This window comes from Streptomyces sp. NBC_01288, assembly GCF_035982055.1.
GTDB lineage: Bacteria > Actinomycetota > Actinomycetes > Streptomycetales > Streptomycetaceae > Streptomyces.
This window is the reverse complement of the sequence record NZ_CP108427.1, coordinates 7,057,827-7,084,201: the sequence shown is the minus strand read 5'-3', so window position 1 is coordinate 7,084,201 and position 26,375 is coordinate 7,057,827. Positions and strand designations below refer to the sequence as shown.

Genomic DNA, 26,375 nt, shown 5'->3' with positions numbered 1-26,375 from the left:
CCCTGAACTCTGTACGCTGGATGCGAACGACGTACGCACGAAGGAGCACCCATGCCCCCCAGGACCAAGCAGAACCCCATCCCCTCCGTGTGGGCCCGTGAGCAGCGCCCGGCCGACCAGCCCGCGCTCAGCCGCGACGCGATCGTCCGCGAGGCGATCGCGATGCTGGACGCCGACGGCATCGAGGCGCTGAGCATGCGCAAGCTCGGCGCCCGCCTCAACGCCGGCGCGACCTCCCTCTATCGGCATGTCGCGACCAAGGACGAGCTGATGGAACTGGCCGTCGACGAGGTCGCCGCCGAGATCCACGTCCCGGCCGCGGACGCCACCGACTGGCGCGCCGCCGTCGCCGAGGCCGCCGCGTCGTTCCGTACGACCGCGCTACGGCACCGCTGGCTGTCCTCGGTCCTCGGTCAGGCCGGGCTCGCCTACCTCGGCCCGAACCTCATGTCCTTCACCGAACGGCTCGCCGCGCTGTTCACCACTGTCGGATTCCCCGAACCGAGCGGCGCCATCGACGCCGTGCTGTCGTACACGATCGGTATGAGCACGACCGAGGCCGCCTGGCTGACCACGGTCGCGCAGTCCGGCGAGAGCGAGGCCGGGTTCATCGCCCGTCTGATGCCGGCCGCGCAGCAGGCCGCCGCCGGTCATGCCCATCTCGCCGGTTCCTACGCCGAGTCGACCGTCACGAGCACCGATCCGGTGGCCCTGCGCGACGGCAAGTTCGCCTACGGCCTGGATGTCGTCCTGGATGGGCTGTCGCTGCGGCTGGCGCGTTAGGCCTCGCCCGCCAGGTCCGCCGTCTCCAAGTACACCTCGGCCAGCACCTGCAACTCCGTGCCCTCCGCGGTGACTTGCTCGCCCGGGTGCAGGCGGCCCGTCAGGTCGTCCGGGCGGCCCGGGACCGTCACCGTACGGGCCGACCGCTCACCCGCCGACGTCAGCCATTCCCCGGCGAGTTGAGCCGTCAGCACCTGGTCGAAGTCCGGTGGGCGGGTGAACACGTGCGCCAAGTAGAGCTGTTCGCGGCCGAAGAGGACGTAACGGAGGGGCGCCGGTTCAATGGTGGGCTCGGTCGGGTGGCCCACGTACAGCCGCTCCTCGATCTCCACCCTCACCTCCCCCAGTAACTCGCCGTCCCTCCCGAAGTGGCCGAAGTAGAGGGCGGCTGGGAAGGACGCGCCCTCCTCAAGGTCCTTGAGGAGGAGGGTGCGTGGGCTGAGCGTGAACAGTGCCGACGTGCCGTAGCGCTTGCGGGCCGTGCGGTAGGTGTCCGTGTCCAGGGTGACCCGGAGGACGGCCTGGAAGTCGTAGGGGGCGGTGAACGTGGGCATGTGGACGGCGTACACCGTGTCCGTGCCCAGCAACACCAGGCCGTGGACGGCGAGTTCGGGGTCCGTTTCGGGGGTCACCATGACAGTGCCGGGTCCGGGTCCGGGCTCTTCGGGAGCTGGCGGCACACGAACCCCGCGAGGAACACGTCGTCCGGGCCGGTGACGCTGCTCTGCATCGCGGACGTCGTCTGTTGGTAGGCCACCCAGCGGAGTTGGAGGTCGTAGCCGTACTGGACCACCTGCACCTTGGCGAAGCGGCCCTCCGTCGTGCGTACGGCGAACACGTCCCCGGTGACCAGTTGGCTGCTCGCGTTCGGGTTGCCGGTGAGGGGGGTGCTGCCGTAGGTGAGGGTCGAGAGGCGGTGGCCGTCGAAGGCGTCGTAGTCGACCTGGCCGAGGTTGACGATTCCGGCGTGGGAGCTGGGCACCAACTGGGCGGTCGTCTCCGTCATCCACTCCCACCAGAGGTCGGCGGTGTTCATGTCGCCGCCCGCGATGCCGTTGTCGAGGTCCAGGGTCCAGGTGCCGTGGAGGGTGGTCTCGCCGGGGGTCTCCGTGTAGCCGACGGCCTGGCGGATCAGCTCGACGTTGCGGGCCAGGGCCACCGACTCGACGTACGACGGGCAGCGGCCGTGGGGTGGGGTGGCGCCGTCGCTGAGGGCGGCGACGCCTGACGAGAGGCGCCAGGCTCGGGAGGCGAAGAGTTCCATCGGCGGGTCCAGCCAGGGGCGGACGACCGACACGACCCGGTATTCGAAGGCCAGGGAGAAGACCGTGTCGTCGGTGGCCCGGTCGCCGAACGCCGATTTCAGTTCCGCGGGGGCCTGGGCGGCCAGGGTGCGGAGCATGTCCTCCGAGAGCACGACTCTCGACCAGGGGTCGTCCAGCGCGCCGTCCGGTGAGTAGTAAGTGGGCGCGAAACGCGTGCCGTTGGGGGCGGTCGTGTACTGGTCGGGGAGGTTCGGGTTGAAGGTGTCGCGGTGTCGTTTCCAGATGCTGGAGGGGGCCTTCGAGGCCAGTTCGGAGGTCTCGCGCAGGGCGTCCTCCACCTCGGCCTTGTGGCCGGCGGTCTGCCAGGCGTCCATGGCGTCGTCCCTGGCCTGGCGGAGCCGGGGCTCGTCGACGTGGGTCCAGTGGTCGCGGGCTGTCGGGTCGGTCGACATGGCCGCCGTCTGATCCGCCTGGTGGTAGTCCGTGTCGGCCTGGAGCCAGGACTGGCGGGCCGTGCGGTAGTCGCGCAGGGCGGGTGAGGGGACGAAGACTCCGTCGGGGCCGGTGTCGTAGAGGTAGGCGACTGCCGTGTCGTAGCGCTGGTGTTCCTCGGGGGTGAGGGTGGAGCGGGCGAGGTCGGCGGCTAGTACCTCGCCGTAGATTCCCCACAGGTGGGCGGTCGACGGGGGTGCCCAAATGGGCTCGGTCGGGACCCTGTTGACCAGTTCGCAGAACTCGGACCAGACCGTGGCCCGGGGTGCGTCCAGGGCGCCGCCGAAGCGGAACATGCTGTCCTGGTAGACCACCGGGGTCACCGGTACGGCGACCAGGTGGTCGGGGTCGGCGAGCAGGCCGCGGAAGTACGCGCCCAGGCCGAACATGGCCGCCGTGTCCACGGGGGACGCGGCCCACACCGTCTCGGTGTCGCTCATGACTGGCCGCCGTCCTAGACGAGTTGGTCGGGGTCGAGGCCGTCGAGCAGGTTCGGTGTCTTGTCCAGGAGGTGGTTGACGAAGCCGATGATCTGCATGCCGGGGACGGTGATGGTCGCGCCGTCGTTCTCGGAGTGGAAGTGCTGGTCCGACTCGGAGTGGCTGTAGCTGCCCTTCACCGAGAACGGGCCCCAGCCGACACTCGCGTTGACCGACACGGAGCTCTGGTGGGTCTGCAACGCCCGTGCCAGCGAGGAGGAGTGGATGGTGAGGTTCCTGATGAACAGGGCCTGGAGCGGATAGCCGATGAAGCGGCCCTGGGGCGGGTTGCCGCCGTCGGACGGCATCTGGTCGTAGTTCCAGCCCTGCCCCTGGCGCAGGTCCCAGCCGCGGTTCTCCAGGAACTCCGGGTAGAACCACGGCCGTACGATCTGCACCTGCGCCATCTCGAAGGACATCGAGAAGTCGTCGACCTGGAAGTTCTCGTTGTAGTCCTGGGAGTTGGAGGTGACGCCCGCACTCGTGCTCCACAGGCCGAAGTTGAGACCGCCACCCGCCGACCAGGACGACGTCTCGTAGTGGCTGTGCGAGTCCACCATCTCGTGGTACATCGAGTACCCGGTCCAGCCGTTCGACGTCGCGAAGTCACCGGGGACGACACTCGTGTAGTAGAAGGACTGGCCAGGGCCCAGCGCGTTGGTGTTCGCCTCCTCGTAGAAGCGCTCCAGGTTGCGCTTCCACAGCAGCATCGACTTCTCGGTGGTCTGGTCGATGTAGGCGTTGATCTCCTCGACCTCGTTGCGGTACCCGCTCGACGTCCAGTCGTCCATCGCGGCCGCGGCCTGCATCGAGTACAGCTGCGCGTTGGCCGCCCAGTCCGCGACCGCCTGCTTGCCCGACTCCCCCACGGCCGCCTGCGCGGCGATGCGCTTGTTGTTGTACGACAGGGCCGCGGTGACGTACGCCTGCATGCACGCCTTGTAGGCCTTGAGCATGGGGCTGTCCTCGGTGACCTGTTTCTCCTGCTCGGTGACGATGTCCTTCACCGTGCGCGTCGCCCTCAACAGGCCCCGGAACCGGTCCAGTTTGGCCTTCTGGTCGTCGGTGAGCTGGTCGTCGACGACCTTGGAGAACCTGAGGATCTGGCCGTAGATCTCGCTCAGCCGGGCACCGGTCGCGTTGCGCCACACCCCGTCCTGCCGCCCCGACGAGTACGCCGAGGTCACGTCCGGGATGAAGTCGATGAGCGAGGAGAAGTTGTACGCCTGCTGGAGCAGGAGCTTGTCCTCCGCCGCCGTGGCGCCGGTGCCGATGCCCTGCGCGGCGAACGCGAAGTCCGCCTCCTGGTACGGCAGTCCGGGCATGCACCAGGTGATGAAGCTGGACTTGGCCGGCGGGACGCTGCCGTCGCCGCCGGTGAGCACGTTGTACATCTGGTCGCGGAACGTCCGCCCCAGATCCCCCAGTTGGTATCCCATGGCCCCGTCCTGCCCGGGTCATATGCCGCGTATACAGCTACATGTTCCTGTTCACCCGGATAAGTGAACCTCGCGCGAGTGAGGCGACTTCGACGAGGCTCAGGCAGCGGCCTCGATGTTCCGCATCACCGACGCGAGGGAGTCGTAGTAGTTCGTCGCGGTCGCGTAGCCCGCGTCCGCGACCGCCCGCGCGAAGGCGTACGGGTCGTCGGTGTGCTCGAACGCGGGCGCGTAACGGGCGTTGCTCCGGAGGTAGTTGCCGTGGGCCGTGAAGGACTCCTCGGGGGTCGCGTACACGCGGAACCAGTCGCGGACGACGTACAGGTACTTGCCGTCGGGGCGCCGCGTCACCGAGACGACCTCCGGGAACTGCACGTCGGGGCGGTCCAACACCTCCTGGGTCCTGAGGAGTTGGCGGGTCTCCGGTGGGTCGGTCGCCTTCGCCTTGATGCCGAAGAAGTTGTTGCCGGGGGCTGCCGTGCCCCAGCCGGATTCCAGCGCCGCCTGGCCGAGCGTGACCAGCGCGGGAACACCGGTCGCGGTTTCACTGGCGGTGGCGAACTCGCCGTAGGACAGCCGGAATTGGGCCCCCTTGGACGAGCCGCCGCCCCCGGTCGGTGGGACCGTGGCCGCGTTCGACCAGATCGCTTCGTAGGGGCCGGTCAGGCCGGGCCACTGGTCGGTGATGGTGAGCGGGTAGCCGTCCTCCTGGGTCTTGGTGTGCCAGTCGACGGCCACGTACTCGGTGCCCTTGAAGAGGTACGCGCGTCCGTTGCCGGGGTTGAGCGCTCCGTCGATGCCGTCACCGATCCAGTCGGCGGTGACGCCCGTCCAGCCGTCGGCGATCGGCTTGGGGTAACCGGGGTCCTGGCGGTCGGCGGCGATGTCGTAGCGGACGTACCGCGGGCCGCTGAAGAAGTAGAGCTTTCCGTCGGACCAGTTCATGACCGCGTCGACGGTGTCGAAGGAGAGGCCCGTCCAGTTGTCGCGGGTGGTGAGCGGGTAGCCGTCGTCCACGGTCTGGGTGGCGAACGGGATACGGACGTACTCCGCGCCCCGGAAGACGTACAGGTGGGACTGGCCCAGGTCGACCGCCGCGTCGATGCCCTCCTCCCAGCCGGCCGGCAACCCGCCCCAGGCCACGCCGAGTTGCCGGTTCTGTGCCGGATCGGCCGCGTCCGCGTCGATGTCGTACGTGGACACGGTGGCCCCGACGGTGAAGTACGCCCTGTCCACACTCATGCCGGGATGCATGCTCCGGCGGTGCGGTTCTTATGGCGCGGTTCGGGGTCCCGTTCGAGTGAATCAGGGGGTGATCCACGTGGCGTCATGGAGCCCGCATGGCCTTTCCAGTGATCGTTTAGGCGTTGATCGGCCCGACGTGACCGGTTTCCGGCGCGTCATCCAGAGATCTTTGGGAGTAGTCATGCGTATGCGTTCCGCCCTGACCACGTCCGTCCTCGCCGTCGGCATCCTGCTCGGTGGCGCGGGTGCCGCCCTCGCCCACGACAACGGCCCGTTCCCGCACGACGACGGCGCGCTCGTCCAGGGCACCGGCTCGCAGGGCTCCGGGCACGTCGACAACACGATGTTCGCCGGTGTCATCGACCACGTCGGCCCCGTCTACTCCTCGACCACCAAGACGGACCACGACTGGGACCGTGGCACGTTCGAGGGCGTCTTCGGTTTCTGACACCTCCACCCGGCCTACCGGACCGGGTGACGCACCGGGCCGTCCGTGACGGTGCGAAGGGGCGGCCGACCTGTGTCGGCCGCCCCCTTTTTTTCACCAGATCTCATGCGCCGGATCTCGTTCGTCGGATCTCGTTCGTCAGATCAACGGCCGCACCTGGCGCGCCTCCTTCAACGCCCGTCCCCACCACACCAGTTGGTCGAGCATCGCCTTCGCCGCCGCGTCCGGGGCCGTGGGGTCCTTGAGGCGGCCGTCGTCGTCGAAGGACGTGCCCGCGTTGTGGAAGGAGACGGTGTCGCGGACCGTCACGGCGTGGAGTTCGGCGAAGACCTGGCGCAGGTGTTCCACCGCGCGCAGGCCGCCCGCGAGGCCGCCGTAGGAGACGAGGGCGACGGCCTTGGCGCGCCACTCGGTGAAGTGCCAGTCGATCAGGTTCTTGAGGCCGGCCGGGTAGGAGTGGTTGTACTCGGGGGTGAGGACGACGAAGGCGTCCGCGCCGGCCAGCTTGGGGGTGATGTCGGCGAGTGCGGCCGTCGCCTCCGGGGTCGGGGCGAGGGTCGTGGGCAGGTGGCCGGTCTCGGCCACGTCGACGACCTGGAGGGTGAGCTCGGGGTGGTCGCGGACGTGGGCGAGGAGCCAGTCGGCGACGACCGGGCCGAAGCGGCCGTGCCGGTTGCTGCCGATCACGACGGTGACGGCCAGGGGAGCGGTGGTGATGTCCATAAGGGCAGCCTCGTACCTCAACCATTCTTGAGGTCAAGTGAGGTCATCACCCGTTCACACGCGCGGCTTGCGCTCTTCGGGTTCTTCTCAGGGACGGGTTTCGCCGTAGCCCGCCGTACCGCTATGACCTGCTGAAACAGCGACGAGAAGGCGTGTCGGAGGCTCTTTCTGACACCCATTCACCGCAATTCTGACGCTCGCTCAGGAAGCGCGCTCGGCCCGGTGCCACTTACCTCGGAAGGGCAGCCAACCACAGCTCGGAGGAGCACCGATGCGACGTACCGCCCGTCTGCTGACCGGCACCGCGCTCGCCGTAGCCGCCGCGGGTCTCGCGACCGCGCCGGCGTACGGCGGCGAGACCGGCGGTCTGGAGGTGTTCCCGTCGAACGCCGTGCCGGGCGGCGACGTCACGGTCAACACGGCGGCGTGCGGCGACGACGGTACGGCCGCCGGTGATGCCAGCGCGGTGGGCGCCGGCACGTTCACGCTGGCGCCGAGCGCGCACGAGGGCGATGCGATCGGGCAGTTCAAGGTGCCGCCGAGTGCGCAGCCGGGGACCTACGAGATCGTCGCGAAGTGCACGGACGGCCGCGAGGTCAGCGGCGATCTGATGGTGACGCTGGCTTCGATGCGGCAGCAGGTGCAGCCGCGCGGAAGTGTGAAGACGGGGGTCGGTGGCGCCTTGGGCCCCGACCCCGTGCAGACCGCGGCCGGCGTGGCGGCTCTCGCCGTCGCCGCCGCGGGCGGTACCTGGCTCCTGCATCGCCGGGCGAGAGGCGACAGGTTCTGACGGACACCCTCCGCTGTCCGTCCGCCGGTACCGCACGTCCCCTCCCCCTCCGGGTCCGACGCCCCTCGTGACCCGGAGGGGGCGCGGGGCCAGTTACTGGAGAGGGGTTGATCCCGCATGCGTCGTGGATACGGCACTACCGCGATAGGGGCCGTCACCGTGGTCTCCCTGTGCGCGGGCGCGTGGCTGTTGAGCGGCGGTTCCGATACGAACGCCCCGCCGCAGCCGTCCGCCGCCGAGGCCCGGCCCGATCCGGCCGTCGGGCGCACCGCGGCCCGTGCGCTGCCGCCGTCGCCGCCCGACCGCATCCGGATCCCGGCCATCCATGTGAACGCCCCGCTGATGGGCCTCAAGCTGACCAGCACCGGAAGCCTGGACGTGCCCCCGGCCGCGAAGAAGAACCTCGCCGGCTGGTACGAGGCCGGGACCACCCCCGGTGAGACCGGAACTGCGGTCGTCGCGGGGCATGTCGACAACGCCGACGGGCCTGCCGTCTTCTACGACCTCGGTGCCCTGAAGAAGGGCAACACGATCGAGCTGGACCGGTTGGACGGGAGCGTCGCGCTGTTCACGGTGGACGCGGTCGAGGTGTATCAGGCGAGCCGCTTTCCGGATCAGAAGGTGTACGGGGCGGCTCGGCGGCCGGAGTTGAGGGTGATCACGTGCGGGGGCGGGTATTCGCGGGCGACGGGGTATCAGGGGAATGTGGTGGTGTTCGCGCACCTGAGTGGGAGCCGGTAGGGGCCTCAGGGGAAGGGTCGTGCTTCGTCTGCGGGTCCGTCGTGGCTGGTCGCGCAGTTCCCCGCGCCCCTTTGGGGCACGGGTGGTTGGGGGCGTTTTCAGGCCAGCCACTGCTGGTACGCCAGGTTTGTCACCAGTGCGAGGACCACCGTCAGCAGGATGTCGGGCATGAGCTTCAGCGGCCGTTCTCCAGGTACCGAAGTACCGCCAGCACCCGGCGGTTTCCCGTGTCCGAGGGTGGCAGGTCCAGCTTCGCGAAGATGTTCGCCACGTGCTTCTCCACAGCTCGTTCGGAGACCGTGAACGCGGTGGCGATCGCGTGGTTCGTGCGGCCCTCCGCCATCAGGGCGAGGACCTCGCGTTCGCGCGGGGTGAGGGTGTCGAGGGCGGTGGATCGGCGGGCGGCGCCGAAGAGTTGGGCCACCACCTCGGGGTCGAGCGCGGTGCCGCCGGCCGCGACGCGTTCCAGCGCGCCGACGAACTCCCCGATGTCCACGACCCGTTCCTTGAGGAGATACCCGAACCCGGCCGGGTTGCCGAGGAGTTGGGCCGCGTGGGTCGTCTCTACGTACTGCGAGAACAGCAGCACGCCGGTCGCGGGGTGCCGGTCGCGTAGTTGTACGGCTGCTCGTACGCCCTCGTCCGTCTGGGTGGGTGGGAGGCGGATGTCTACGACGGCTACGTCCGGGGCGTGCTCGGCGACCGCGGTGAGGAGCGCTTCGGCGTCGCCTACCCCTGCGACGACTTCCACGCCCCGTAGCTGGAGCAGTTGGACCAGGCCGTCGCGCAGGAGGGCCGAGTCCTCGGCGATGACGACGCGCATGCCGCTCCGTTCGGTCCGCTCAGCTGTGGGGTCACGTGTGGGGCAGTTCGACCGTGACCACCGTAGGGCCTCCGGGCGGGCTGTCGCAGGTCAGTGTGCCGTCGACCGTGCGGGCGCGGGCGAGGAGGCCGGTCAGGCCGGAGCCCGCGCCGATCTTCGCGCCGCCCTGTCCGTCGTCGGTGACGCACAGGCGCAGGAGGCCGTCGCGGGCGGTGACGTCGACGGCGGCGGACGTGGCGTGGGCGTGTTTCGTGGCGTTGGCGAGGAGTTCGGCGGCGCAGAAGTAGGCGATGGTCTCGACGGCCGGAGTGGGGCGGGTGCCGATGTCGGTGGTGAGGGTGACGGGGAGGGCGCTGTCGGCGGCGAGGGTGGTGAGGGCGGCGTGCAGACCCTCGTCGAGCACGGGCGGGTGGATGCCCTTGACCAGGTGGCGCAGGTCGGTGATGGCCTGGGTGGCGTTGCCCTGGGCGGTTTCGACGGCGGTGAGGACGCGGTCGGGGTCGGCGCCGGCGGTGACCAGTTCGCGGATCAGGGTGAGGTGCATGGCCAGGGCCACCAGGCGGGCCTGGGTTCCGTCGTGCAGGTCGCGTTCGATACGGCGGAGGGTGGCGGCGGCGTCGTCGACGGCTCGGGCGCGGGTCTCCTCCAGGGTGCGGATACGGCGGGTCGCGGCGTCGGGGCCGAGCAGCACGGTCAACAGGGCGCGGTGCGGGCCGAGGGCGTAACGGAGGAGAAGGGGTGCGACGGCCAGCAACAGCAATCCGGCTGTGAACGGAATCAACCAGCGTGGCCAGGAGTCGAGCTGGTAACCGAAGAACTCCAGTGACACGGGGTGCGTCGTGCCGTCGGTGCTGTGAACCGTGTTGTAGTTCCAGCGCTTGAGCAGCGGGTGCAGTGTGAACAGGGCGCCGTAGATGTAGCCGATGACGACGGCGACGTATGCGAAAACGGCTGTGAACGGTGTCAACAGGGCGCAGCCGACGGCCCGCCAGCCGGTTCGGTCGAGCAGGATGCCGCGACGCCAGCCGAGCACCCCCTTGCCCCCGTCCCCGTCCCCCGCGCTGGGCTGCTCGATCTCCAGGCCGAGCAGCCGTCGGGCGAGGCCCCGTTGCAGCGCGCCCAGCGCCAGCGCGCCGCGCACGGTGACCGCCAGCAGCCACAGGCCGAGCGTGGTCACCGACAGCGCGCCGCCGAACGCCAGCCCGACGAGCGTGAGGAAGAAGCCGACGAGGGCGAGCGGGAGGGCGATCACGCCGTAGAGGACGGCGGCCAGGGCGCGACGGCCGAAGGTGGCGACGGCGCGGGTGCGGAGGCGGGACCAGAGGCGGGAGTGGGGACGGGAGCGGAGGCTCGGCATGGGGATCAACCTAGGAGAGGAGCGACCTGGCGACACGGACCTGCACGGCGGTCAGGCCGCGCACCACCCACGGCATGAGCAGCAGGAAGCCGATACCGCCGAGCACCGCGTGGAAGGCCCAGGCTCCGGCGAAGGTGGGTCCGCCCCAGGCGCTGGCGTAGTCGTCGCCGGCGCGGAGCGGCCAGCCTAGGTTCATGGGGACGATCGCCCAGCCGTAGAGCGTGATGAACGCCGTGAGGAGGTTGAGGGGGGTGGCGAGGAGGGCGTGGGGCAGGCCGCCGACGCGTGCGGTGCCCGGAATCTCCGTGTCCAGGAAGCGGTGGACGAGCCCCCGTTGCCAGCGGGCCGTGGGGGCGCCGAGGAGGGCGAGCGGGATGCAGGCCAGGCCGAGCGGGAGGGCGAGGAGTGCGTAGGCGGTGCGGCGCCAGGTGGTGGCGGTGAACGGTGCGCGGACGAGGTTCCAGGCGTGGACGGAGGTCGGGTCCGGGGTGGGCAGATCGCGGGTGGTGGTCATGGTGCATCCCCCTGCACATGAGTAGGCGTACGCGAGCTGGCGTACATGAGTCGGCGCAGCCCGTGTGAACTGCTGTGAACCGATGTCTCCAGCTTTCCGCCGCCGCCCGCAGTACACGATGGTGCCTGCACGGGACCCGGGGGTTCGGTTAACCGAACCTCACACCCCTCCCCCGGCGCGCGCCCCGAACCCTCACACCCCCCGCGCGCTCCCGCTGAGGGCAGCGTTCCTCGCGGGAAACAGATGGGATGCGGTCGGGTAACACCGGCGTCGCAGGCTCCTGGCATGACCTCGAATCCGCGTGTGGTGCCCACCGTGCCCACCATCGTGCTCGTCGGCCACGGCATGGTCGGTCAGCGCTTCCTCGAAGCGCTCGCCGAGCGCGGCCTGACCGCCACGCACCGTGTGGTCGTCCTGTGCGAGGAACCGCGTCCGGCCTACGACCGCGTCCAGCTCACCTCGTACTTCTCGGGCCGCACACCCGAGGAACTCTCGCTCACGGACCCGGAGTTCATCGCGGACCACGGGATCGAGCTGCACGTCGGCGACCCGGCGGAGACGATCGACCGCGCGGCGAGAACCGTAACCGCCCGCTCCGGCCTGACAGTCGAGTACGACACGCTCGTCCTCGCCACCGGCTCGTATCCGTTCGTGCCGCCCGTTCCGGGCAAGGACTCCGACGGCTGTTTCGTCTACCGCACGATCGAGGACCTGCTCGCGATCGAGGCGTACGCCAGGTCGCGGGCCACGACGGGTGCCGTGGTCGGTGGTGGGCTGCTCGGTCTTGAGGCGGCCGGGGCGCTCAAGGGGCTCGGACTGACCACGCACATCGTGGAGTTCGCGCCGCGGTTGATGCCGGTGCAGGTCGACGAGGGCGGGGGCGCGGCCCTGCTGCGCACCATCGAGGACATGGGCCTGACCGTCCACACGGGGACCGGTACGCAGGAGATCCTCGCCGACGCGGACGGCGCCGTCACCGGCATGAAGCTGTCCGACGGCTCCCAACTCGCCACGGACATCGTGGTGTTCAGCGCAGGTGTCCGCCCCCGCGACCAACTCGCCCGCACCTCGGGCCTGTCGGTCGGTGAGCGCGGCGGCATCGCGGTCGACGAGCAGTGCCGTACGGTCACCGACCCGCAGGTGTTCGCGATCGGCGAGTGCGCGCTGGCGGCGGACGGCCGGGTGTACGGGCTGGTGGCGCCCGGTTACGAGCAGGCGGAGACGGCCGCCGCGACCATCGCGCGGGACGAATCCGCCTTCACCGGCGCGGACTTGTCGACCAAGCTGAAGCTGCTCGGCGTGGACGTGGCGTCCTTCGGTGACGCGCACGGCGCCACCGCGGACTGCCTCGACGTCGTCTACTCCGACGCGCGGGCGGGGACGTACAAGAAGCTGGTGATCGGGCGGGGCGGCGAGCTGCTGGGCGGCATCCTGGTCGGCGACGCGGACGCGTACGGCACGCTGCGCGCGTTCACCGGGTCCGTACCGCCCGTCTCCCCCGAGCAGTTGGTGCTGCCGGCCGGTTCCGGGGGCGCCGTCCAGCTCGGGCCGTCCGCGCTGCCCGACGCGGCCGTCATCTGCTCGTGCCACAACGTCAGCAAGGGCGCGATCCGCGGGGCGGTCACCGAACACTCCTGCACGAGCGTGTCCGAGGTGAAGAAGTGCACCAAGGCCGGTACCGGCTGCGGGAGTTGCGTCAAGGTGCTCGGCCAGCTGGTCACCGCCGAGCTGGAGGCGAACGGCGTCGAGGTCGACAAGGGTCTGTGCGGCTGCTTCGCGCAGACCCGCGAGGAGTTGTACGAGATCGCCCTCGCGCTGCGGATCAACTCCTACCAGGAGATGCTGGATCGCTACGGCCGTGAGAGCGCCCGCGGTGGCGACGGCTGCGAGATCTGCAAGCCGACGGTCGCCTCGGTCATCGCGTCCCTCGCCCCGACGATCGGCGCGAGCGGCTATGTCCTGGACGGCGAACAGGCGGCCCTCCAGGACAGCAACGACCACTTCCTCGCCAACTTGCAGAAGAACGGCTCGTATTCGGTCGTGCCGCGCATCCCCGGCGGCGAGATCACCCCCGCGAAACTCATCGTGATCGGTGAGGTGGCCCGCGACTTCGGCCTCTACACGAAGATCACCGGCGGCCAGCGCATCGATCTGTTCGGCGCGCGGGTGGAGCAACTCCCGCTGATCTGGGCCCGGTTGGTGGACGCCGGTTTCGAGTCCGGGCACGCGTACGGAAAAGCGCTGCGCACCGTCAAGTCCTGTGTGGGGCAGACCTGGTGCCGTTACGGCGTCCAGGACTCGGTCCGGATGGCGATCGACCTGGAGCTGCGCTACCGGGGTCTGCGCTCCCCGCACAAGCTCAAGTCGGCGGTCTCCGGCTGCGCCCGCGAGTGCGCCGAGGCCCAGTCGAAGGACTTCGGGATCATCGCTACCGCCACCGGCTGGAACCTCTACGTCGGCGGCAACGGCGGCGCGACTCCGCGTCACGCGGACCTGCTCGCCAAGGACCTGTCCGATGCCGAACTGGTGCGCCTGATCGACCGGTTCCTCATGTTCTACATCCGTACGGCCGACCGGCTGGAGCGCACGAGCGTGTGGCTGGAGCGGATTCCGGGCGGCCTCGACCACGTACGGGACGTGGTCGTGGCGGACTCCCTCGGTATCTGCGGGGAGTTGGAGTCGCTGATGGCCGCACATGTCGCCGGGTACCGCGACGAGTGGGCCACGACCATCAACGACCCGGAGAAACTGGCCCGGTTCGTGTCCTTCGTGAACGCGCCCGACACCCCGGACCCGGTCGTCGGCTTCGTCCCCGAGCGCGAACAGATCAAGCCCGACCTGCCGTTGCTGACGATCGGCATGCGGCCGCAGCAGCCCGCAGACGTCCTGGAAGGAAGCGCCCAGCGATGACCCTGGCCCCCGAGACGACCGACCTGAAGGTCCAACTCCAGCTGACGGAGGGCTGGTTCACGGTCTGCGATCTCAACCGGCTCACCCCAGGCCGCGGAGTGGCGGCCCTGCTGCCCGACGGCCGCCAGGTCGCCCTGTTCCGCGACCGCTCCGGCACCCTCTACGGCATCGACAACCGCGACCCGTTCAGCGGCGCGGCGGTTCTCTCCCGCGGCCTGACCGGTACGCATCAGGGCCGCCCGTTCGTCGCGTCGCCGCTGCTCAAGCAGCGGTTCGACCTGATCTCCGGGGAGTGTCTGGACGACGCGTCGGTGCGGGTGGCGACGTACGAGGTGCGGGCGCGGTGACACACCGGACGTACGCCACCGTTCCTCACCGGATGCGATGCGTGCGCAGTGCGGTCGTCAGGGCCGCGGTGCTCAACACGGCCGTGGCCAGCAGGTAGTAGCCCGGTGCCACCGGCGAACCGGTCGCCTCGATCAGGGCCGCGGCGATCGTCGGGGTGAAGCCGCCGAAGAGCGCGACCGTGGTGTTGTAGCTGAAGGACAGGCCGGTCGCACGGGCCCGGGCCGGGAAGGCGTCGGCCATCACCGACGGCAGCGTGCCGAAGTACACCGCCTTGAGCAGGGCGAGGACGGTGGTGCACAGCGCGAGGGTGAGGAAGGACGGCGCGGCGTTGAGCCAGAGGAAGAGCGGGACGACGCTCACGCCGATCAGCACCGCGGCCGGGATCATGATGCGCAGCCGGCCGTAGCGGTCACCCAACAGCCCTATCAGCGGGGTGACGAAGGTCAGCACGGCCCCGGCGATGAGCAGCGCCGTGAACGACAGTGAGGCGTCGACGCCCAGTTGGCCGATGCCGTACGTCGGCAGGTACTGGAGCATGAAGTTCAGCGCCGTCGAGACGATCAGCGCTCCGCCGGCGATCAGCAGCCCGCCCCAGTGGTCGCGGAAGACCGACACGATCGGGGAGGGCTTCGGGGCGGCCGACTCCAACTCCGTCGCCAGCGCCGGGGATTCATCCATGTAGCGCCGTACGAAATAACCCACGGGGCCGACCAGCAGGCCGAACGCGAACGGCACGCGCCAGCCCCACGACGTCATCTGCGCGTCGGACAGCACAGCCGTGAGAATCGCCGCGAAGCCGGCCGCCATGAGGGTCGACAGTCCCTGACTCGCGAACTGGAAGCTGCCGAGGAAGCTCTTGCGCCGGTCGTCGTGCTCGACCAGGAAGGAGGTTGCCGCTCCGAACTCGCCCCCGGCGGCGAACCCTTGGATCAACCGCGCGAGCACGATCCCCAAGGTCGACGCGATCCCGAGGGTCGAGTACCCGGGCATCACCGCGAGCAGCAGCGTGCCGAGCACCATGAGCCGGATCGACAACACCAGTGCTTTCTTACGGCCGTTGCGGTCGGCGTACGCGCCGAGCAGCAGTCCGCCGAGCGGCCGGATCAGGTAGGTCACGCCGAACACGGCGTAGGCCTGCACGAGTTGGACGCCGGGGTTGCCGCCGGGGAAGAACGTGCGGCCGATGTACGAGGCCATGAGCGCGTACAGGGCGAGGTCGAAGAATTCGAGCGCGTTGCCGATGGTGGCCGCCGCGATGGCACGTCGTGCGGTGGGGCGGCTCGGCGCCGGGCTGTCGTCGGGGTGGGTGGACTGGATGGGCTGGGGGGACGGAGCGGTCATCGGGGGTCCTTCCGGCGGGAGTTGGGGAGGGGGTGCCGGACGGGGCGCGGGTGCCGAGACTCGGGGGCTATCGGGGCTATCGGGGTTGTACGGGGAGCGGTCGGTCCGCCGGTGGACGGCCCAGCGTGTGGAACAGGCCGGCCGCCAGGACGAGGCCCTCGCGGGCGATCTGCGCCAACAGGTGTTCGTCAGGGGCATGTTGGAGGCAGCCGGGGTAGGAGTGGGGCAGCCAGAGGGTCGGCAGGCCGAGGACGTCGGTGAAGACGGCGTTGGGGAGGGACCCGCCGATGTTGGGCAGTACGGCGATCGGACCGCCCGTGATCTCCTCCAACGTGGTCCGGGTCCAGCGCACCCACGGGTCGTCGAGCGGAGTGCGGCTCGCGGCGAAGCTGCCGAGTACGCGGACGTCGACCATCGGGTACCCGTGCTCGGCCAGGTGCCGGGCGACGGCCGCGGCTGCCTGATCGGCATCGGTGCCGACGACGTACCGGAGTTGGAGGATCGCGCGGGCGCTGCCCGGGATCGCGTTGACCGGCCGCTCGGCGTCGGCGGCGCCGAGGGCGAGGACTTCGAGGGTGTTCCAGGCGTAGAGCCGTTCGGCGGCGGTCAGTTGGGGCTCGCCCCAGCCCTCGTCCGGTACCGGGTCACCGGGCGAGGCCGCGACCGTGACACCGGCGAGTGCCTCGCGGACCTCCTGCGGGATCGGTGGCGGCAGCAACTCCGGTACGCGGATACGGCCGTGGCCGTCGACCAGGGTCGCGACGGCGCCGGCGAGGGTGGTCGCGGGGTTGCGCAGCAGGCCGCCCCAGTTGCCGGAGTGGTAGGCGTCCGGCCGTAGATCGGCGGTGAGTTGAAGCCCGAGGCCGCCGCGCGCGCCGAGGAACAGCGTCGGGGTCGTGGCGTCCAGGCGTGGCCCGTCCGAGGCGACGAGGACGTCGGCGTGCAGCAACTCCCGGTGTGCTGCGGCGAATTCAGCGAAACCGGGTGAGCCGATCTCCTCGCCGGACTCCAGCAGGAAGGTCAGGTTGAAGCCCAACTTGCCCTGCTCGGCGAGGAGTAGACGCAGGGCAGCCAGATTGACCAGGTGCTGGCCCTTGTTGTCGGCGGCGCCGCGCCCGTACCAGCGATCACCCTCGGCGGTCAGCGTCCACGGGTCGCGGCCCTCACTCCACCGGCCGGCCTGGCCCTCGACGACGTCCGCGTGGCCGTAGACGAGCACGGTCGGGAGGTCGGGGGACTCGACGCGGGTGCCGATCAGGAAGGGGCCGGCCGCCGGATCGGGGTTGTCGTAGCGCGCGACCTCGCAGCCGAGGGCGGTCAGGGCGGGGGTCAGGAACTCGTCGAGGTATGCCTCAATGGCAAGGCGACCCTCGGGCCGGGAACTCTCCGTGGCGTACGCGACCATGGTGGCCAGCTCGGTGAAGAAGGCGCCCGAGTCAACGAACTCCTCGGCTTTACGGGCCAGTTTCTCAGGGATCACGGGAAGATTTCTCCAGGGAGGGCGGCGGTCGGGCGGGCGGTGCGCTCTCGTCGTTCCAGCAGAGTAGGGCGGATCCGGGCCCGCAACCATTGCCGTTTGTGACGTGATGCGTTCTACTTTCGGCAACGCACTTCGCGACCACCGGCGTGACCACAGGGGACCTCGTATGCAGCTTCTGCCGGTGAACCTCGCCTACTTCCTGGAGGTCGCCCGCACCGGATCGGTGACCGAGGCGGCGCACGCGCTGAACGTCGCGCCCTCGGCGATCAGCAGGCAGGTCGCCAAGCTGGAGTCCGGCATCGGGGTCCCGCTGTTCGCCCGGCATCCGCGCGGGATGACACTGACCGAGGCGGGCTCGCGGCTGCTGGCCCACGCCCGCCGCACCGAGACCGAATCGACCACGCTGGTCGAGGAGTTGAGGACGGGACGGGGCGCGGAGGCGCGCAGTGTCGCCGTCGCCTGTTCCGAGGGGTTCGCGCGACGGCTGGTGCCGCGAGCGATCGCCGACTTCCGGCGCACCAACCCAGACGTGGCCTTCCGCGTGGACGTGGTCGCCCGCCAGGAGGCGACCCGGCGTGTGGTCGAGGGGCTCGCCGACGTCGCCGTCACCTACACGATGGGCCCGCAGCACGACGTCCGCGTCGAGTGCGCGGTCGTGGTCCCGGTGGCGGCGATCGTCCCCCTCGGTCACGAACTCGCCGGACGCGACCGCATCGGCCTCGCCGACCTGTGCGCGTACCCGCTCGCGCTGGCGTCACCGGGCACGAGTCAGCGTGAACTCTTCGACATCGGGGCGCAGTTGGAGGGGATCACGGTCCGTCCGGCGCTGGTCTGCGACAGCCTCGCTCCGCAGTACGAGTTCGTACGTGCCGGGGGCGGCCTCGCTCTCGTCGGAGACCTCGGCGACATAGAGCAGAGCGCCGCGACCGAGGGCGTGACGTACGTCCCCGTCGACCACCCGGTGTTCCGGCAGCGCGAGGCGCAGGTGCAGACGGCGACGGGGCGGCGGCCGTCGTGGTCGGCGACACAGTTCACCGAACTGCTGGTGGTGTCACTGCGGCGGGACCGATCCTCCTGAACCACTAGCACCTACACATGAGCCTCACAGCGGGACGTCACGCCCGTAACACACTTCCCTGACAATCTGATCCGGCCGCGTGGGAGCGCTTCCCAACACAAGTCGGCCGGAGAGAAGGGCAGTTCGGCACGTGAAGCTCGACATGTTCAGCGAGATCCAGGACCCCAGGCCGTGGGCGACCGAGGACCACGAACACCGGCGGATCACGGAGGCGGTCGAACAGGCCGTGCTCGCCGACGAGTTGGGGTACGACTGCTGGTGGCAGGTGGAGCACCACGGCGCGGCGGAGTTCAGCCTCAGCTCGGCGCCGGAGCTGCTGCTGGCGGCACTGTCGCAGCGCACGTCCCGGATACGGCTCGGGCACGCGGCGGTGTTGGCACCCGCCGAGATCAACCACCCGCGTCGGGTCGCCGAACGGGCCGCCTGGCTGGACCAGTTGAGCGGCGGCCGGGTGGAGCTGGGCCTGACCCGGTCCACGGCGCCGGAGTGGCGCATGTTCGGCGTGGACCCCGAGGGCGCCCGCGCCCAGACCCAGCGGGCCTTCGAGGAGATCCCCCGGCTGTGGACGGGCGCCGGCGACCAACCGCTCGTCCCCGCACCCCTCCAGCACCCGCACCCGCCCCTGTGGCAGGCGGCCTCCAGCCCGGCGTCGTTCGAGGAGGCGGGCCGACGCGGGGTGGGCGTCCTGGGCACGACCCTCTGGGAGCCGCTGACCCGGGTGGCGCGACTGGTCGAGCTGTACCGGGAGGCCGTAGCCGACTGCGAACAGCCGGTCGGTGCCTTCGTCAACGACCAGATCGCGTTCTTCACGTTCGTGCACTGCGCCGAGACCGACGAGGAGGCGCTGCGGTCCGGGGCGGCAGCGGCGGCGGCCTGGTACACGGCCCGGGCGCTGACCTTCTTCGAGGCGGCGGACGCGTTCGTCGAGACGATGACGATCCAGCGGGGCATCCTGGCCGACCCGACCGGCGGCGGCCTGACCGGCGCGTTCCTGCGCGACGAGGTCGACACGCCCCCCAACGCGGCCCAACTCGCCATCGGCCGCATCCTCCAGGGCGAAACCGTCCCCGAGGACGAGCTGTTCGAGGCGCTGATGGCGCAGGACTCCCTGATCGTCGGCAGCCCCGACACCTGCCGCAAGAAGCTGCGGGCGTACGCGGACGCGGGCATCGACCGACTGATGTGTTTCCAGCAGGTGGGGGCGATCCCGCACGAGCGGGTGATGGACAGCATCCGGCGGGTGGGCGAGCTGATCCCGGAGTTCGCGTGACCGGCGCGCTCCTAGGTGCGTAGACAGGAATTCTTGACTGACCGTTCTCGATAAACCTAGGCTGTCGGGCGTGGCCAGGACCAAGGAGTTCGATCCCGAGGCCGCGCTGCGGGCAGCCCTGGAGCTGTTCTGGCGGCGCGGCTACGAGGCGACGTCGATGTCCGACATCGTCGAGCACCTCGGCATCGGGCGGGCCAGCATCTACGCGACCTTCGGCAACAAGCACGATCTGTACCTGAAGGCCCTGGAGAGCTACGACCGGTCCGGACTCACCCCGATGGTGCGGGAGTTGTCCCAGCCGGGCCCCGCGTTGCCGCCCGTGCGAGCGATCGTACGGCGGTACGCGGCCGAGGCGGCGGACGAACAACTACGGCCGCTGGGCTGCATGGTGACCAACACGGCCGCCGAACTCGCCCCGCACGACGCGGCCGCGACCCGGCTGGTCGAGCGCAACTGGGACCAGCTGGAAGCGGTGTTGCGCTCGGCGCTGGTGCGCGCGCAGGCGCAGGGCGAGTTGCCCGCCGACCGCGATCCGCTCGCCCTCGCGCGCATGCTGCTGGTGCTGATGCAGGGGTTGCGGGTGGTCGGCCGGGCGTCCGGGGACCCGGCGCGGGTGCGGGACGCGGCGGAGCAGGCGTTGACGTTGCTGGACTGACCCCACGCTGCTCCAGGGCGCGTTTTCATGAACCCATACTGAACCGATCGGTCAAGAAAGAGGCTCGCCCATGAGCAACCGCTTCTCCGGCAGGACAGCCCTCGTCACCGGGGCGGGGTCGGGTATCGGGCGGGCGATCGCCCTCGCGTTCGCGGCGGAGGGGGCGAACGTCGTCGTAGCAGGACGCCGACGCGAACCACTCGTCGAGACCGTCGCGTTGATCGAGGCCGGGGTCGGGGCTCAGGGCGGAGGCGGGAATGCCTTCGCGGTAACTGCCGATGTCTCGAGGGCAGTTGACGCCCACGCCCTGGTACAGGCAGCCGTCGACCGGTACGGCTCGCTCGACGTGGCCGTCAACAACGCGGGGATCTTCCGGGGCGGGCAACCCCTCGCCGACCTCACCGAGGAGGACTGGCGCGCCCAACTCGACATCAACGTGACCGGCGTGTTCCTGGCCCTGCGTGCCGAGATCGCGCAGATGCGCGTCCAGCCGTCCGGCGGCGCGATCGTGAACGTGGCGTCGACCTTCGGCGTGCACACGAGCAGCCCCGGTGCCGCCGCCTACGCCGCGTCCAAGGCCGCCGTAGCCGTACTGAGCAAGGGCGCAGCCGTGGACCACATCCGCGAGGGCGTCCGCATCAACGTGGTCAGCCCCGGTGCCACCGACACCCCCATGTCCCTGCGCGCCGGCGAGACGGAGGCCGACCGCGCCGAACGGGTACGGGTCACGCTCCCCCTGGGCCGTATCTCCGCCACGTCCGAAGTCGCCGCCGCCGTCCTCTACTTGGCCTCGGACGACGCGGCGTCGGTGGTGGGCACGGACCTGGTGGTGGACAGCGGCGCGACGGCTTGAGGCTCAGGGGCCTGGCTTGAATTCCGGTAACCCGACGACTCACGCCTTGAGTTGGTCGTACACAACCCCCGTCAGCTCCTCCGAAGCGGCCCAAAGGCGTTGCCCCATAGCGTCGTTGAGAGTCCAGGGTGCCCGCCAGGACGGCGCGGGCGCCCCGCGCCACATGGCGATACGGGGGCCGAAGAACGCATCAGGTCGCACGTCGGGGGCGGTGGCCGCGTAGAGGGAGGGCAGCGCGCCCGCCTCCGCCGACTGGGCGAAGACCCGGTTGCCGATCTCCATGAGCCGCTCGGCACCCCTGCGTCCCTCCGCCTGCGGCCCGGCGGTCTGGAGGTTGGTGGCCGCGTATCCGGGGTGGGCGGCGGTCGCGACCACTCCCGAACCGGCCGCCGCGAGCCGCCGCGCCAGCTCGTGCGTGAAGAGCAGGTTGGCGGTCTTGGAACGGGAGTACGCGGTCCAACGGCTGTACCGGCGCTCGCTGTTGAGGTCGTCGATGTCGATGTTGGCGAGCACGTGCATGAAGCTGGAGAGCGTGACGATCCGCGCGTCGGGCGCGTCGAGCAGCGCCGGCAACAGCAGCCCGGTGAGCGCGAAGTGCCCCAGGTGGTTGACCCCGAACTGCGTCTCGAACCCGTCCACCGTGGTGCCGTACGGCATCGCCATGACGCCGGCGTTGTTGACGAGCAGATCGAGCCGCTCGTAGGGAAAGGTGTCCGCGAACTCCCGTACGGACGCGAGGTCCCCGAGATCCAGCCGCCCGAACTGCGCCTCGGCGCCCGGCACTTCGGCCACGATCCGGTCGGCGGCCGCACTCCCCCGCACCTCACTCCGGCAGGCGAGCACCACCCGGGCACCCTTGCGGGCCAGCTCGCGCGCGGTGACGTAGCCGAGCCCGCTGTTGGCCCCGGTGACGACGGCGACCCGGCCGCGCTGGTCGGGGACGGCCTTCTCGTTCCAGCCGGACATGATCGGGCTCCCTCGGTGAGTGCGGACAAGCGTCGGCGAGCGGTTGGGATCTCAGCGTACGAGAGCCGACCCGCCACCGCTCCGCTCACACCGAGCGACATATCCATCACGAGATGGTCACTCTTCCTTCACCGCCCTCACCGGGGCAATACGGTCCATGTCTCACCGGACACAGGGGGACGAGATGACCCACCCGTACGCCACACCACCCATGCCCCAGCCCCAGCCGCCGTTCCAGCCCGTCCGGCCGGCACCCCGCTGGGCCCGCAAGCGCTACGTACTCCCCGCCCTCGCCCTGGCCTTCCTCATCGGCATCGGCGCGGGCGGCTCCGGCCAGGACAAGAAGACCGACACGACGTCCGACGCGAAGCCCGCGGCGGCCAGCCCTCAGCCGACGACGACCGTCACGGCGACGACGACGGAGACCGCCACCCCGGCCCCCGCCCCCACGGTCACCACGACCAAGACCGTCAAGGTCACGAAGACGGTCACCGCGGAGGCGGCCGCAGGCACCGGCTCGGGTTCTGGCTCCGGCTCCGGCTCCGGCTCCGGCTCCGAAGACACCAACTCCGGCGGCGGCAGCACCTATTACACGAACTGCACCGCCGCCCGTGCCGCCGGCGTCACGCCCCTCCACAGGGGCGACCCCGGCTACGACTCCCACCTCGACCGGGACGGGGACGGGGTCGCCTGCGAGTGACGGTGGCCGAGGTCGGGTGGCAGGTGACGCTGCCGCCGGGCCTCGGTGGAGCCGCCTGGTGACAACGCCGTTGCCCCAGCGCGCAGTTGGCCACTAGGGTCGGTCGGGTGACTGCCGGGTCGGCCATGGGCCATTCACGAGTTGGGGTCCCGGCCTCGGCGTGAGCGCGAGGCGGGCCAGAGGCCCGCCCCTTCTCCGCGTCTTTGAACCGGCGCCCGCATACGGCGCCCCTCCCAGCGGATCCAAAGACCCGGAGACACTCCACTGATGCCGTACGCCCAACAGCACCCGCACGAATCCGAACTGTCGGCGACCGCCGTCCAGTTGAACCACACCGCCGTCTACGCCAGGGACCGGCACCTGTCGGCCGAGTTCCTCGCCGCGATCCTGGGGCTGAAGGTCGGTGCTCCGTTCGGGCCCTTCCTCCCCGTCGACCTCGGCAACGGCGTGACGCTCGACTACTACGAGAAGCGGGACGAGCCGATCCAGTCGCAGCACTACGCGTTTCTCGTGCCCGAGGCGCAGTTCGACGCCATGATCGCCCGTCTGGAGGCGGTGGGGGTCACCTACTACGCCGACCCCCACCACACCGAACCCGGCGGGATCAACCGCCTGTTCGGCGGTCACGGCGCGTACTTCGAGGACCCGGCCGGCCACAACATGGAGATCATGACCCGGCCCTACATCCGCCCCTAGGGCCTGTCCGGCGGCGGTCCGCCGAGCCCTCCTCGCGACCGGTGGACCACGGAGAGGGGCGGCACCCCCGCACAGGGTCCCGCCCCTCCCCTCGTGATCCGGAACCGCCGCCGCGTCGGTGAGGGTCAGGATGACCGACGGCAGTTCCGGGGTCCGTCAGCGGTGGTCGCTCCCCTGCGCCACCGAAGCCGCCCGCCCCGCCTCAAGCCGGGCCACCGGAATCCGGAACGGCGAGCACGACACGTAGTCCAGTCCGACCTCGTGGAAGAAGTGGACCGACTCCGGGTCGCCGCCGTGTTCGCCGCAGACGCCGAGCTTGAGGTCCGGGCGGGTTTCGCGGCCCGCCTTCGCCGCGAGTTTCACCAGGGAGCCGACGCCGTCGCGGTCGATCGTCTCGAAGGGGCTGACTCCGAAGATGCCCTTCTCCAGGTAGGCCGTGAAGAACGAGGCCTCTACGTCGTCCCGGCTGAAGCCCCATACCGTCTGCGTGAGGTCGTTCGTGCCGAACGAGAAGAACTCCGCCGCCTCCGCGATCTGGCCCGCCGTCAGGGCCGCACGCGGGAGTTCGATCATCGTGCCGATGGACAGCTTCAGGGACGTGCCCGTCGCCGCCTCCACCTCCGCTACGACCTGGTCGGCCTCCTCGCGGACGATCTCCAACTCCTGGACCGTGCCGACGAGCGGGATCATGATCTCCGCGCGCGGGTCGCCCTTCGCCGCCTTGCGTTCGGCGGCGGCTTCGGCGATCGCCCGCACCTGCATCGTGAACAAGCCCGGAATCACCAGACCCAACCGCACGCCCCGCAGGCCCAGCATCGGGTTCTGCTCGTGCAGGCGGTGGACCGCCTGGAGGAGGCGGAGGTCGTTCTCGTGGGACTCCTGGCGGGACTCCGCCAAGGCCACCCGGACGGACAACTCCGTGATGTCCGGCAGGAATTCGTGCAGCGGCGGGTCCAACAGGCGGACGGTGACCGGGAGTCCGTCCATCGCCTTGAACAACTCGACGAAGTCGGCCTTCTGGAGCGGGAGAAGAGCCTTGAGGGACTCCTCGCGTTCAGTGTCCGTGTCGGCCAGGATCAGGCGTTCCACCAACTCGCGGCGGTCGCCCAGGAACATGTGCTCCGTACGGCAGAGGCCGATGCCCTGGGCCCCGAAGCGGCGGGCGCGCAGCGCGTCCTCGGCGTTGTCGGCGTTGGCGCGCACCCTCAACCGGCGTACGCGGTCCGCGTATCCGATGATCCGGTGGACCGCCTCGACCAACTCGTCGGCGTCGTCGGCGCCCGCGTGCATCCGGCCCTCGAAGTACTCCACGACCGGGGACGGGACCACCGGGACCTCACCCAGGTACACCTTGCCGCTGGAGCCGTCGATCGAGATCACGTCGCCCTCCTCGACCACGTGACCACCCGGCACCGTCATCCGGCGCCGCTTGGTGTCGACCTCCAACTCCTCCGCGCCGCACACGCACGTCTTGCCCATGCCCCGCGCCACGACCGCCGCGTGGGACGTCTTGCCGCCGCGCGACGTGAGGATGCCCTCCGCCGCGATCATGCCGTCGAGGTCGTCCGGGTTCGTCTCGCGGCGGACCAGGATCACCTTCTCGCCCGAACGCGACCACTTCACCGCCGTGTACGAGTCGAAGACCGCCTTGCCGACCGCCGCACCCGGCGAGGCCGCGATGCCCCGGCCGACCTGCTGGACCTTCGCCTCGTCGTCGAAGCGCGGGAACATCAGCTGCGCCAACTGCGCGCCGGTGACCCGCTGGAGGGCCTCGGCCTCGTCGATCAGACCCTGGTCGACGAGCTGGGTCGCGATACGGAAGGCCGCACCCGCCGTCCGCTTCCCCACCCGCGTCTGGAGCATCCACAACTGCCCGCGCTCGATGGTGAATTCGATGTCGCAGAGATCCTTGTAGTGGTTCTCCAGGGTCTTCATGATCTGCATGAGCTGGTCGTACGACGCCTTGTCGATCTGCTCAAGTTCCGCGAGGGGCACGGTGTTTCGGATGCCGGCTACGACATCCTCGCCCTGCGCGTTCTGCAAGTAGTCGCCGTAGACGCCCTGGTGGCCGCTGGCCGGGTCGCGGGTGAACGCGACACCCGTGCCCGAGTCGGGGCCGAGGTTGCCGAAGACCATCGAGCAGACGTTGACCGCCGTGCCGAGGTCGTGCGGGATGCGTTCCTGGCGGCGGTAGAGCTTGGCGCGGTCGGTGTTCCAGGAGTCGAAGACCGCGTGGATGGCGAGGTCCATCTGCTCGCGCGGGTCCTGCGGGAAGTCGCGGCCGGCCTCGGTCTTGACGATCCGCTTGAACCGGGTGACCAGCTTCTTCAGGTCGGCCGCGTCCAACTCGGTGTCCACGACGACCTTCTTGGCGTCCTTGGCCTTGTCGAGGGCCTCCTCGAAGAGGTCGCCCTCGACGCCGAGGACGGTCTTGCCGAACATCTGGATCAGGCGGCGGTACGAGTCCCACGCGAAGCGCTCGTCGCCTGCCTGCTTCGCCAGGCCCTGCACGGACTTGTCGGAGAGGCCGATGTTCAGGACGGTGTCCATCATGCCGGGCATGGAGAACTTCGCCCCGGAGCGGACCGATACGAGCAGGGGGTCGTCGGCCTGCCCGAGCTTCTTGCCCATCGTCGACTCCAGCGCGTCGAGGTGTGCACTCACCTCGTCACGCAGTGCCGCCGGCTCGTCCCCGCTGTCGAGGTAGGTCTTGCACGCCTCGGTGGTGATGGTGAAGCCGGGAGGGACGGGAAGGCCCAGGTTCGTCATCTCGGCGAGGTTGGCACCCTTGCCGCCGAGGAGGTCCTTGAGGTCCTTGTTTCCCTCGGTGAAGTCGTAGACGAACTTCACTACGTGGGGTTCTTTGTTTTCCGACACGGGTCTCGACTCCTCGGGACGCGGGTGGCTGCCCTGACGGCCAGGAACATACCCAGATCGAAGGCGTCTGGGTACGTCCACTTGCACGTCATGCGTCTGTAA

The 26,375-nt window shown here is 70.0% G+C and carries 24 protein-coding genes; 12 read left to right on the top strand and 12 right to left on the bottom strand.

What is annotated here, in order from left to right; all coding sequences use genetic code 11:
• Window positions 1–51: 51 nt before the first annotated feature.
• Window positions 52–783, top strand: a complete 732-nt coding sequence (locus OG194_RS32095) for a TetR/AcrR family transcriptional regulator (protein ID WP_327404263.1) — start codon at window positions 52–54, stop codon at window positions 781–783.
• Here the strand turns inward: OG194_RS32095 and OG194_RS32090 are convergent.
• The 4 genes from OG194_RS32090 to OG194_RS32075 all read right to left on the bottom strand — a co-directional run bounded on the left by OG194_RS32090 (window position 780) and on the right by OG194_RS32075 (window position 5,700).
• Entirely contained in the window at window positions 780–1,418 is a 639-nt protein-coding gene (locus tag OG194_RS32090) for a hypothetical protein (RefSeq protein WP_327404262.1), read from the bottom strand. The two genes, OG194_RS32095 and OG194_RS32090, sit on opposite strands and share 4 nt — an antisense overlap.
• Entirely contained in the window at window positions 1,412–2,980 is a 1,569-nt protein-coding gene (locus OG194_RS32085) for a hypothetical protein (protein ID WP_327404261.1), read from the bottom strand. The genes OG194_RS32090 and OG194_RS32085 overlap by 7 nt, the downstream gene beginning before the upstream one ends.
• A 14-nt stretch (window positions 2,981–2,994) precedes the next feature.
• Window positions 2,995–4,458: a hypothetical protein gene (locus OG194_RS32080; RefSeq protein WP_327404260.1), complete on the bottom strand. Its 1,464-nt coding sequence runs from the start codon at window positions 4,456–4,458 to the stop codon at window positions 2,995–2,997.
• A gap of 99 nt (window positions 4,459–4,557) precedes the next feature.
• A complete protein-coding gene (locus tag OG194_RS32075) occupies window positions 4,558–5,700 on the bottom strand; it encodes a hemopexin repeat-containing protein (RefSeq protein ID WP_327404259.1) in 1,143 nt (380 codons plus the stop codon).
• Between the two features lie 184 nt (window positions 5,701–5,884).
• On the opposite strand from OG194_RS32075, the gene OG194_RS32070 reads away from it, so the two are divergent.
• Window positions 5,885–6,151, top strand: a complete 267-nt coding sequence (locus OG194_RS32070) for a hypothetical protein (protein ID WP_318016184.1) — start codon at window positions 5,885–5,887, stop codon at window positions 6,149–6,151.
• Window positions 6,152–6,289: 138 nt separating this feature from the next.
• Here the strand turns inward: OG194_RS32070 and OG194_RS32065 are convergent, their stop codons facing one another.
• A complete protein-coding gene (locus OG194_RS32065) occupies window positions 6,290–6,874 on the bottom strand; it encodes an NADPH-dependent FMN reductase (protein WP_327404258.1) in 585 nt (194 codons plus the stop codon).
• A 271-nt stretch (window positions 6,875–7,145) separates the two neighbouring features.
• On the opposite strand from OG194_RS32065, the gene OG194_RS32060 reads away from it, so the two are divergent.
• Window positions 7,146–7,664, top strand: coding sequence for a hypothetical protein (locus OG194_RS32060; RefSeq protein ID WP_327404257.1), 519 nt, complete (start codon window positions 7,146–7,148; stop codon window positions 7,662–7,664).
• A gap of 117 nt (window positions 7,665–7,781) precedes the next feature.
• Window positions 7,782–8,405: a class F sortase gene (locus OG194_RS32055; protein WP_327404256.1), complete on the top strand. Its 624-nt coding sequence runs from the start codon at window positions 7,782–7,784 to the stop codon at window positions 8,403–8,405.
• A 175-nt stretch (window positions 8,406–8,580) separates the two neighbouring features.
• On the opposite strand, the gene OG194_RS32050 is transcribed toward OG194_RS32055, so the two are convergent.
• The 3 genes from OG194_RS32050 to OG194_RS32040 are packed head-to-tail and all read right to left on the bottom strand — an operon-like array spanning window position 8,581 to window position 11,099.
• A complete protein-coding gene (locus tag OG194_RS32050; protein WP_327404255.1) occupies window positions 8,581–9,228 on the bottom strand; it encodes a response regulator transcription factor in 648 nt (215 codons plus the stop codon).
• Between the two features lie 31 nt (window positions 9,229–9,259).
• Window positions 9,260–10,585, bottom strand: coding sequence for a sensor histidine kinase (locus tag OG194_RS32045; protein WP_327404254.1), 1,326 nt, complete (start codon window positions 10,583–10,585; stop codon window positions 9,260–9,262).
• Window positions 10,586–10,595: 10 nt separating this feature from the next.
• Window positions 10,596–11,099 (bottom strand): hypothetical protein, encoded by a 504-nt coding sequence (locus OG194_RS32040; protein WP_327404253.1) that lies wholly within the window; start codon window positions 11,097–11,099, stop codon window positions 10,596–10,598.
• A gap of 285 nt (window positions 11,100–11,384) precedes the next feature.
• Between OG194_RS32040 and nirB the strand changes: the two genes are divergently transcribed.
• Both nirB and nirD read left to right on the top strand, forming a co-directional pair.
• Window positions 11,385–14,009, top strand: a complete 2,625-nt coding sequence (gene nirB / locus OG194_RS32035) for a nitrite reductase large subunit NirB (protein ID WP_327404252.1) — start codon at window positions 11,385–11,387, stop codon at window positions 14,007–14,009.
• Window positions 14,006–14,356: a nitrite reductase small subunit NirD gene (nirD, locus tag OG194_RS32030; RefSeq protein ID WP_327404251.1), complete on the top strand. Its 351-nt coding sequence runs from the start codon at window positions 14,006–14,008 to the stop codon at window positions 14,354–14,356. Before nirB ends, nirD begins: the two co-directional genes overlap by 4 nt.
• 25 nt (window positions 14,357–14,381) lie before the next feature.
• On the opposite strand, the gene OG194_RS32025 is transcribed toward nirD, so the two are convergent.
• Entirely contained in the window at window positions 14,382–15,698 is a 1,317-nt protein-coding gene (locus OG194_RS32025; protein ID WP_327404250.1) for an MFS transporter, read from the bottom strand.
• A gap of 76 nt (window positions 15,699–15,774) precedes the next feature.
• Window positions 15,775–17,178 carry a M20 family metallopeptidase gene (locus OG194_RS32020; protein ID WP_327404249.1) on the bottom strand — a complete coding sequence of 468 codons (1,404 nt, stop codon included), beginning with the start codon at window positions 17,176–17,178 and terminating at the stop codon, window positions 15,775–15,777.
• Between the two features lie 166 nt (window positions 17,179–17,344).
• Between OG194_RS32020 and OG194_RS32015 the strand changes: the two genes are divergently transcribed.
• The 4 genes from OG194_RS32015 to OG194_RS32000 all read left to right on the top strand — a co-directional run bounded on the left by OG194_RS32015 (window position 17,345) and on the right by OG194_RS32000 (window position 21,034).
• The gene (locus OG194_RS32015; RefSeq protein ID WP_327404248.1) at window positions 17,345–18,256 is read left to right on the top strand and encodes a LysR family transcriptional regulator; all 912 of its coding nucleotides are present in this window, start codon (window positions 17,345–17,347) and stop codon (window positions 18,254–18,256) included.
• Between the two features lie 130 nt (window positions 18,257–18,386).
• Window positions 18,387–19,526: an LLM class flavin-dependent oxidoreductase gene (locus tag OG194_RS32010; protein ID WP_327404247.1), complete on the top strand. Its 1,140-nt coding sequence runs from the start codon at window positions 18,387–18,389 to the stop codon at window positions 19,524–19,526.
• Between the two features lie 70 nt (window positions 19,527–19,596).
• A complete protein-coding gene (locus OG194_RS32005) occupies window positions 19,597–20,181 on the top strand; it encodes a TetR/AcrR family transcriptional regulator (protein WP_327404246.1) in 585 nt (194 codons plus the stop codon).
• Between the two features lie 70 nt (window positions 20,182–20,251).
• Window positions 20,252–21,034 carry an SDR family NAD(P)-dependent oxidoreductase gene (locus tag OG194_RS32000; protein ID WP_327404245.1) on the top strand — a complete coding sequence of 261 codons (783 nt, stop codon included), beginning with the start codon at window positions 20,252–20,254 and terminating at the stop codon, window positions 21,032–21,034.
• A 39-nt stretch (window positions 21,035–21,073) separates the two neighbouring features.
• On the opposite strand, the gene OG194_RS31995 is transcribed toward OG194_RS32000, so the two are convergent.
• Entirely contained in the window at window positions 21,074–22,000 is a 927-nt protein-coding gene (locus OG194_RS31995) for an oxidoreductase (protein WP_327404244.1), read from the bottom strand.
• Between the two features lie 184 nt (window positions 22,001–22,184).
• On the opposite strand from OG194_RS31995, the gene OG194_RS31990 reads away from it, so the two are divergent.
• Together OG194_RS31990 and OG194_RS31985 are read left to right on the top strand one after the other, a co-directional pair.
• Window positions 22,185–22,700: an excalibur calcium-binding domain-containing protein gene (locus OG194_RS31990; RefSeq protein ID WP_327407279.1), complete on the top strand. Its 516-nt coding sequence runs from the start codon at window positions 22,185–22,187 to the stop codon at window positions 22,698–22,700.
• 267 nt (window positions 22,701–22,967) lie between these two features.
• Window positions 22,968–23,396 (top strand): VOC family protein, encoded by a 429-nt coding sequence (locus OG194_RS31985; protein WP_327404243.1) that lies wholly within the window; start codon window positions 22,968–22,970, stop codon window positions 23,394–23,396.
• A 156-nt stretch (window positions 23,397–23,552) separates the two neighbouring features.
• Here the strand turns inward: OG194_RS31985 and ppdK are convergent, their stop codons facing one another.
• Window positions 23,553–26,273 (bottom strand): pyruvate, phosphate dikinase, encoded by a 2,721-nt coding sequence (gene ppdK / locus OG194_RS31980; protein WP_442811661.1) that lies wholly within the window; start codon window positions 26,271–26,273, stop codon window positions 23,553–23,555.
• Window positions 26,274–26,375 lie beyond the last annotated feature (102 nt).

Coding starts and splice junctions, on each gene's coding strand:
- OG194_RS32095 (WP_327404263.1), top strand. CDS start 52: ATGCCCCCCAGGACCAAGCAGAACCCCATCCCCTCCGTGTGGGCCCGT.
- OG194_RS32090 (WP_327404262.1), bottom strand. CDS start 1,418: ATGGTGACCCCCGAAACGGACCCCGAACTCGCCGTCCACGGCCTGGTG.
- OG194_RS32085 (WP_327404261.1), bottom strand. CDS start 2,980: ATGAGCGACACCGAGACGGTGTGGGCCGCGTCCCCCGTGGACACGGCG.
- OG194_RS32080 (WP_327404260.1), bottom strand. CDS start 4,458: ATGGGATACCAACTGGGGGATCTGGGGCGGACGTTCCGCGACCAGATG.
- OG194_RS32075 (WP_327404259.1), bottom strand. CDS start 5,700: ATGAGTGTGGACAGGGCGTACTTCACCGTCGGGGCCACCGTGTCCACG.
- OG194_RS32070 (WP_318016184.1), top strand. CDS start 5,885: ATGCGTATGCGTTCCGCCCTGACCACGTCCGTCCTCGCCGTCGGCATC.
- OG194_RS32065 (WP_327404258.1), bottom strand. CDS start 6,874: ATGGACATCACCACCGCTCCCCTGGCCGTCACCGTCGTGATCGGCAGC.
- OG194_RS32060 (WP_327404257.1), top strand. CDS start 7,146: ATGCGACGTACCGCCCGTCTGCTGACCGGCACCGCGCTCGCCGTAGCC.
- OG194_RS32055 (WP_327404256.1), top strand. CDS start 7,782: ATGCGTCGTGGATACGGCACTACCGCGATAGGGGCCGTCACCGTGGTC.
- OG194_RS32050 (WP_327404255.1), bottom strand. CDS start 9,228: ATGCGCGTCGTCATCGCCGAGGACTCGGCCCTCCTGCGCGACGGCCTG.
- OG194_RS32045 (WP_327404254.1), bottom strand. CDS start 10,585: ATGCCGAGCCTCCGCTCCCGTCCCCACTCCCGCCTCTGGTCCCGCCTC.
- OG194_RS32040 (WP_327404253.1), bottom strand. CDS start 11,099: ATGACCACCACCCGCGATCTGCCCACCCCGGACCCGACCTCCGTCCAC.
- nirB (WP_327404252.1), top strand. CDS start 11,385: ATGACCTCGAATCCGCGTGTGGTGCCCACCGTGCCCACCATCGTGCTC.
- nirD (WP_327404251.1), top strand. CDS start 14,006: ATGACCCTGGCCCCCGAGACGACCGACCTGAAGGTCCAACTCCAGCTG.
- OG194_RS32025 (WP_327404250.1), bottom strand. CDS start 15,698: ATGACCGCTCCGTCCCCCCAGCCCATCCAGTCCACCCACCCCGACGAC.
- OG194_RS32015 (WP_327404248.1), top strand. CDS start 17,345: ATGCAGCTTCTGCCGGTGAACCTCGCCTACTTCCTGGAGGTCGCCCGC.
- OG194_RS32000 (WP_327404245.1), top strand. CDS start 20,252: ATGAGCAACCGCTTCTCCGGCAGGACAGCCCTCGTCACCGGGGCGGGG.
- OG194_RS31995 (WP_327404244.1), bottom strand. CDS start 22,000: ATGTCCGGCTGGAACGAGAAGGCCGTCCCCGACCAGCGCGGCCGGGTC.
- OG194_RS31990 (WP_327407279.1), top strand. CDS start 22,185: ATGACCCACCCGTACGCCACACCACCCATGCCCCAGCCCCAGCCGCCG.
- OG194_RS31985 (WP_327404243.1), top strand. CDS start 22,968: ATGCCGTACGCCCAACAGCACCCGCACGAATCCGAACTGTCGGCGACC.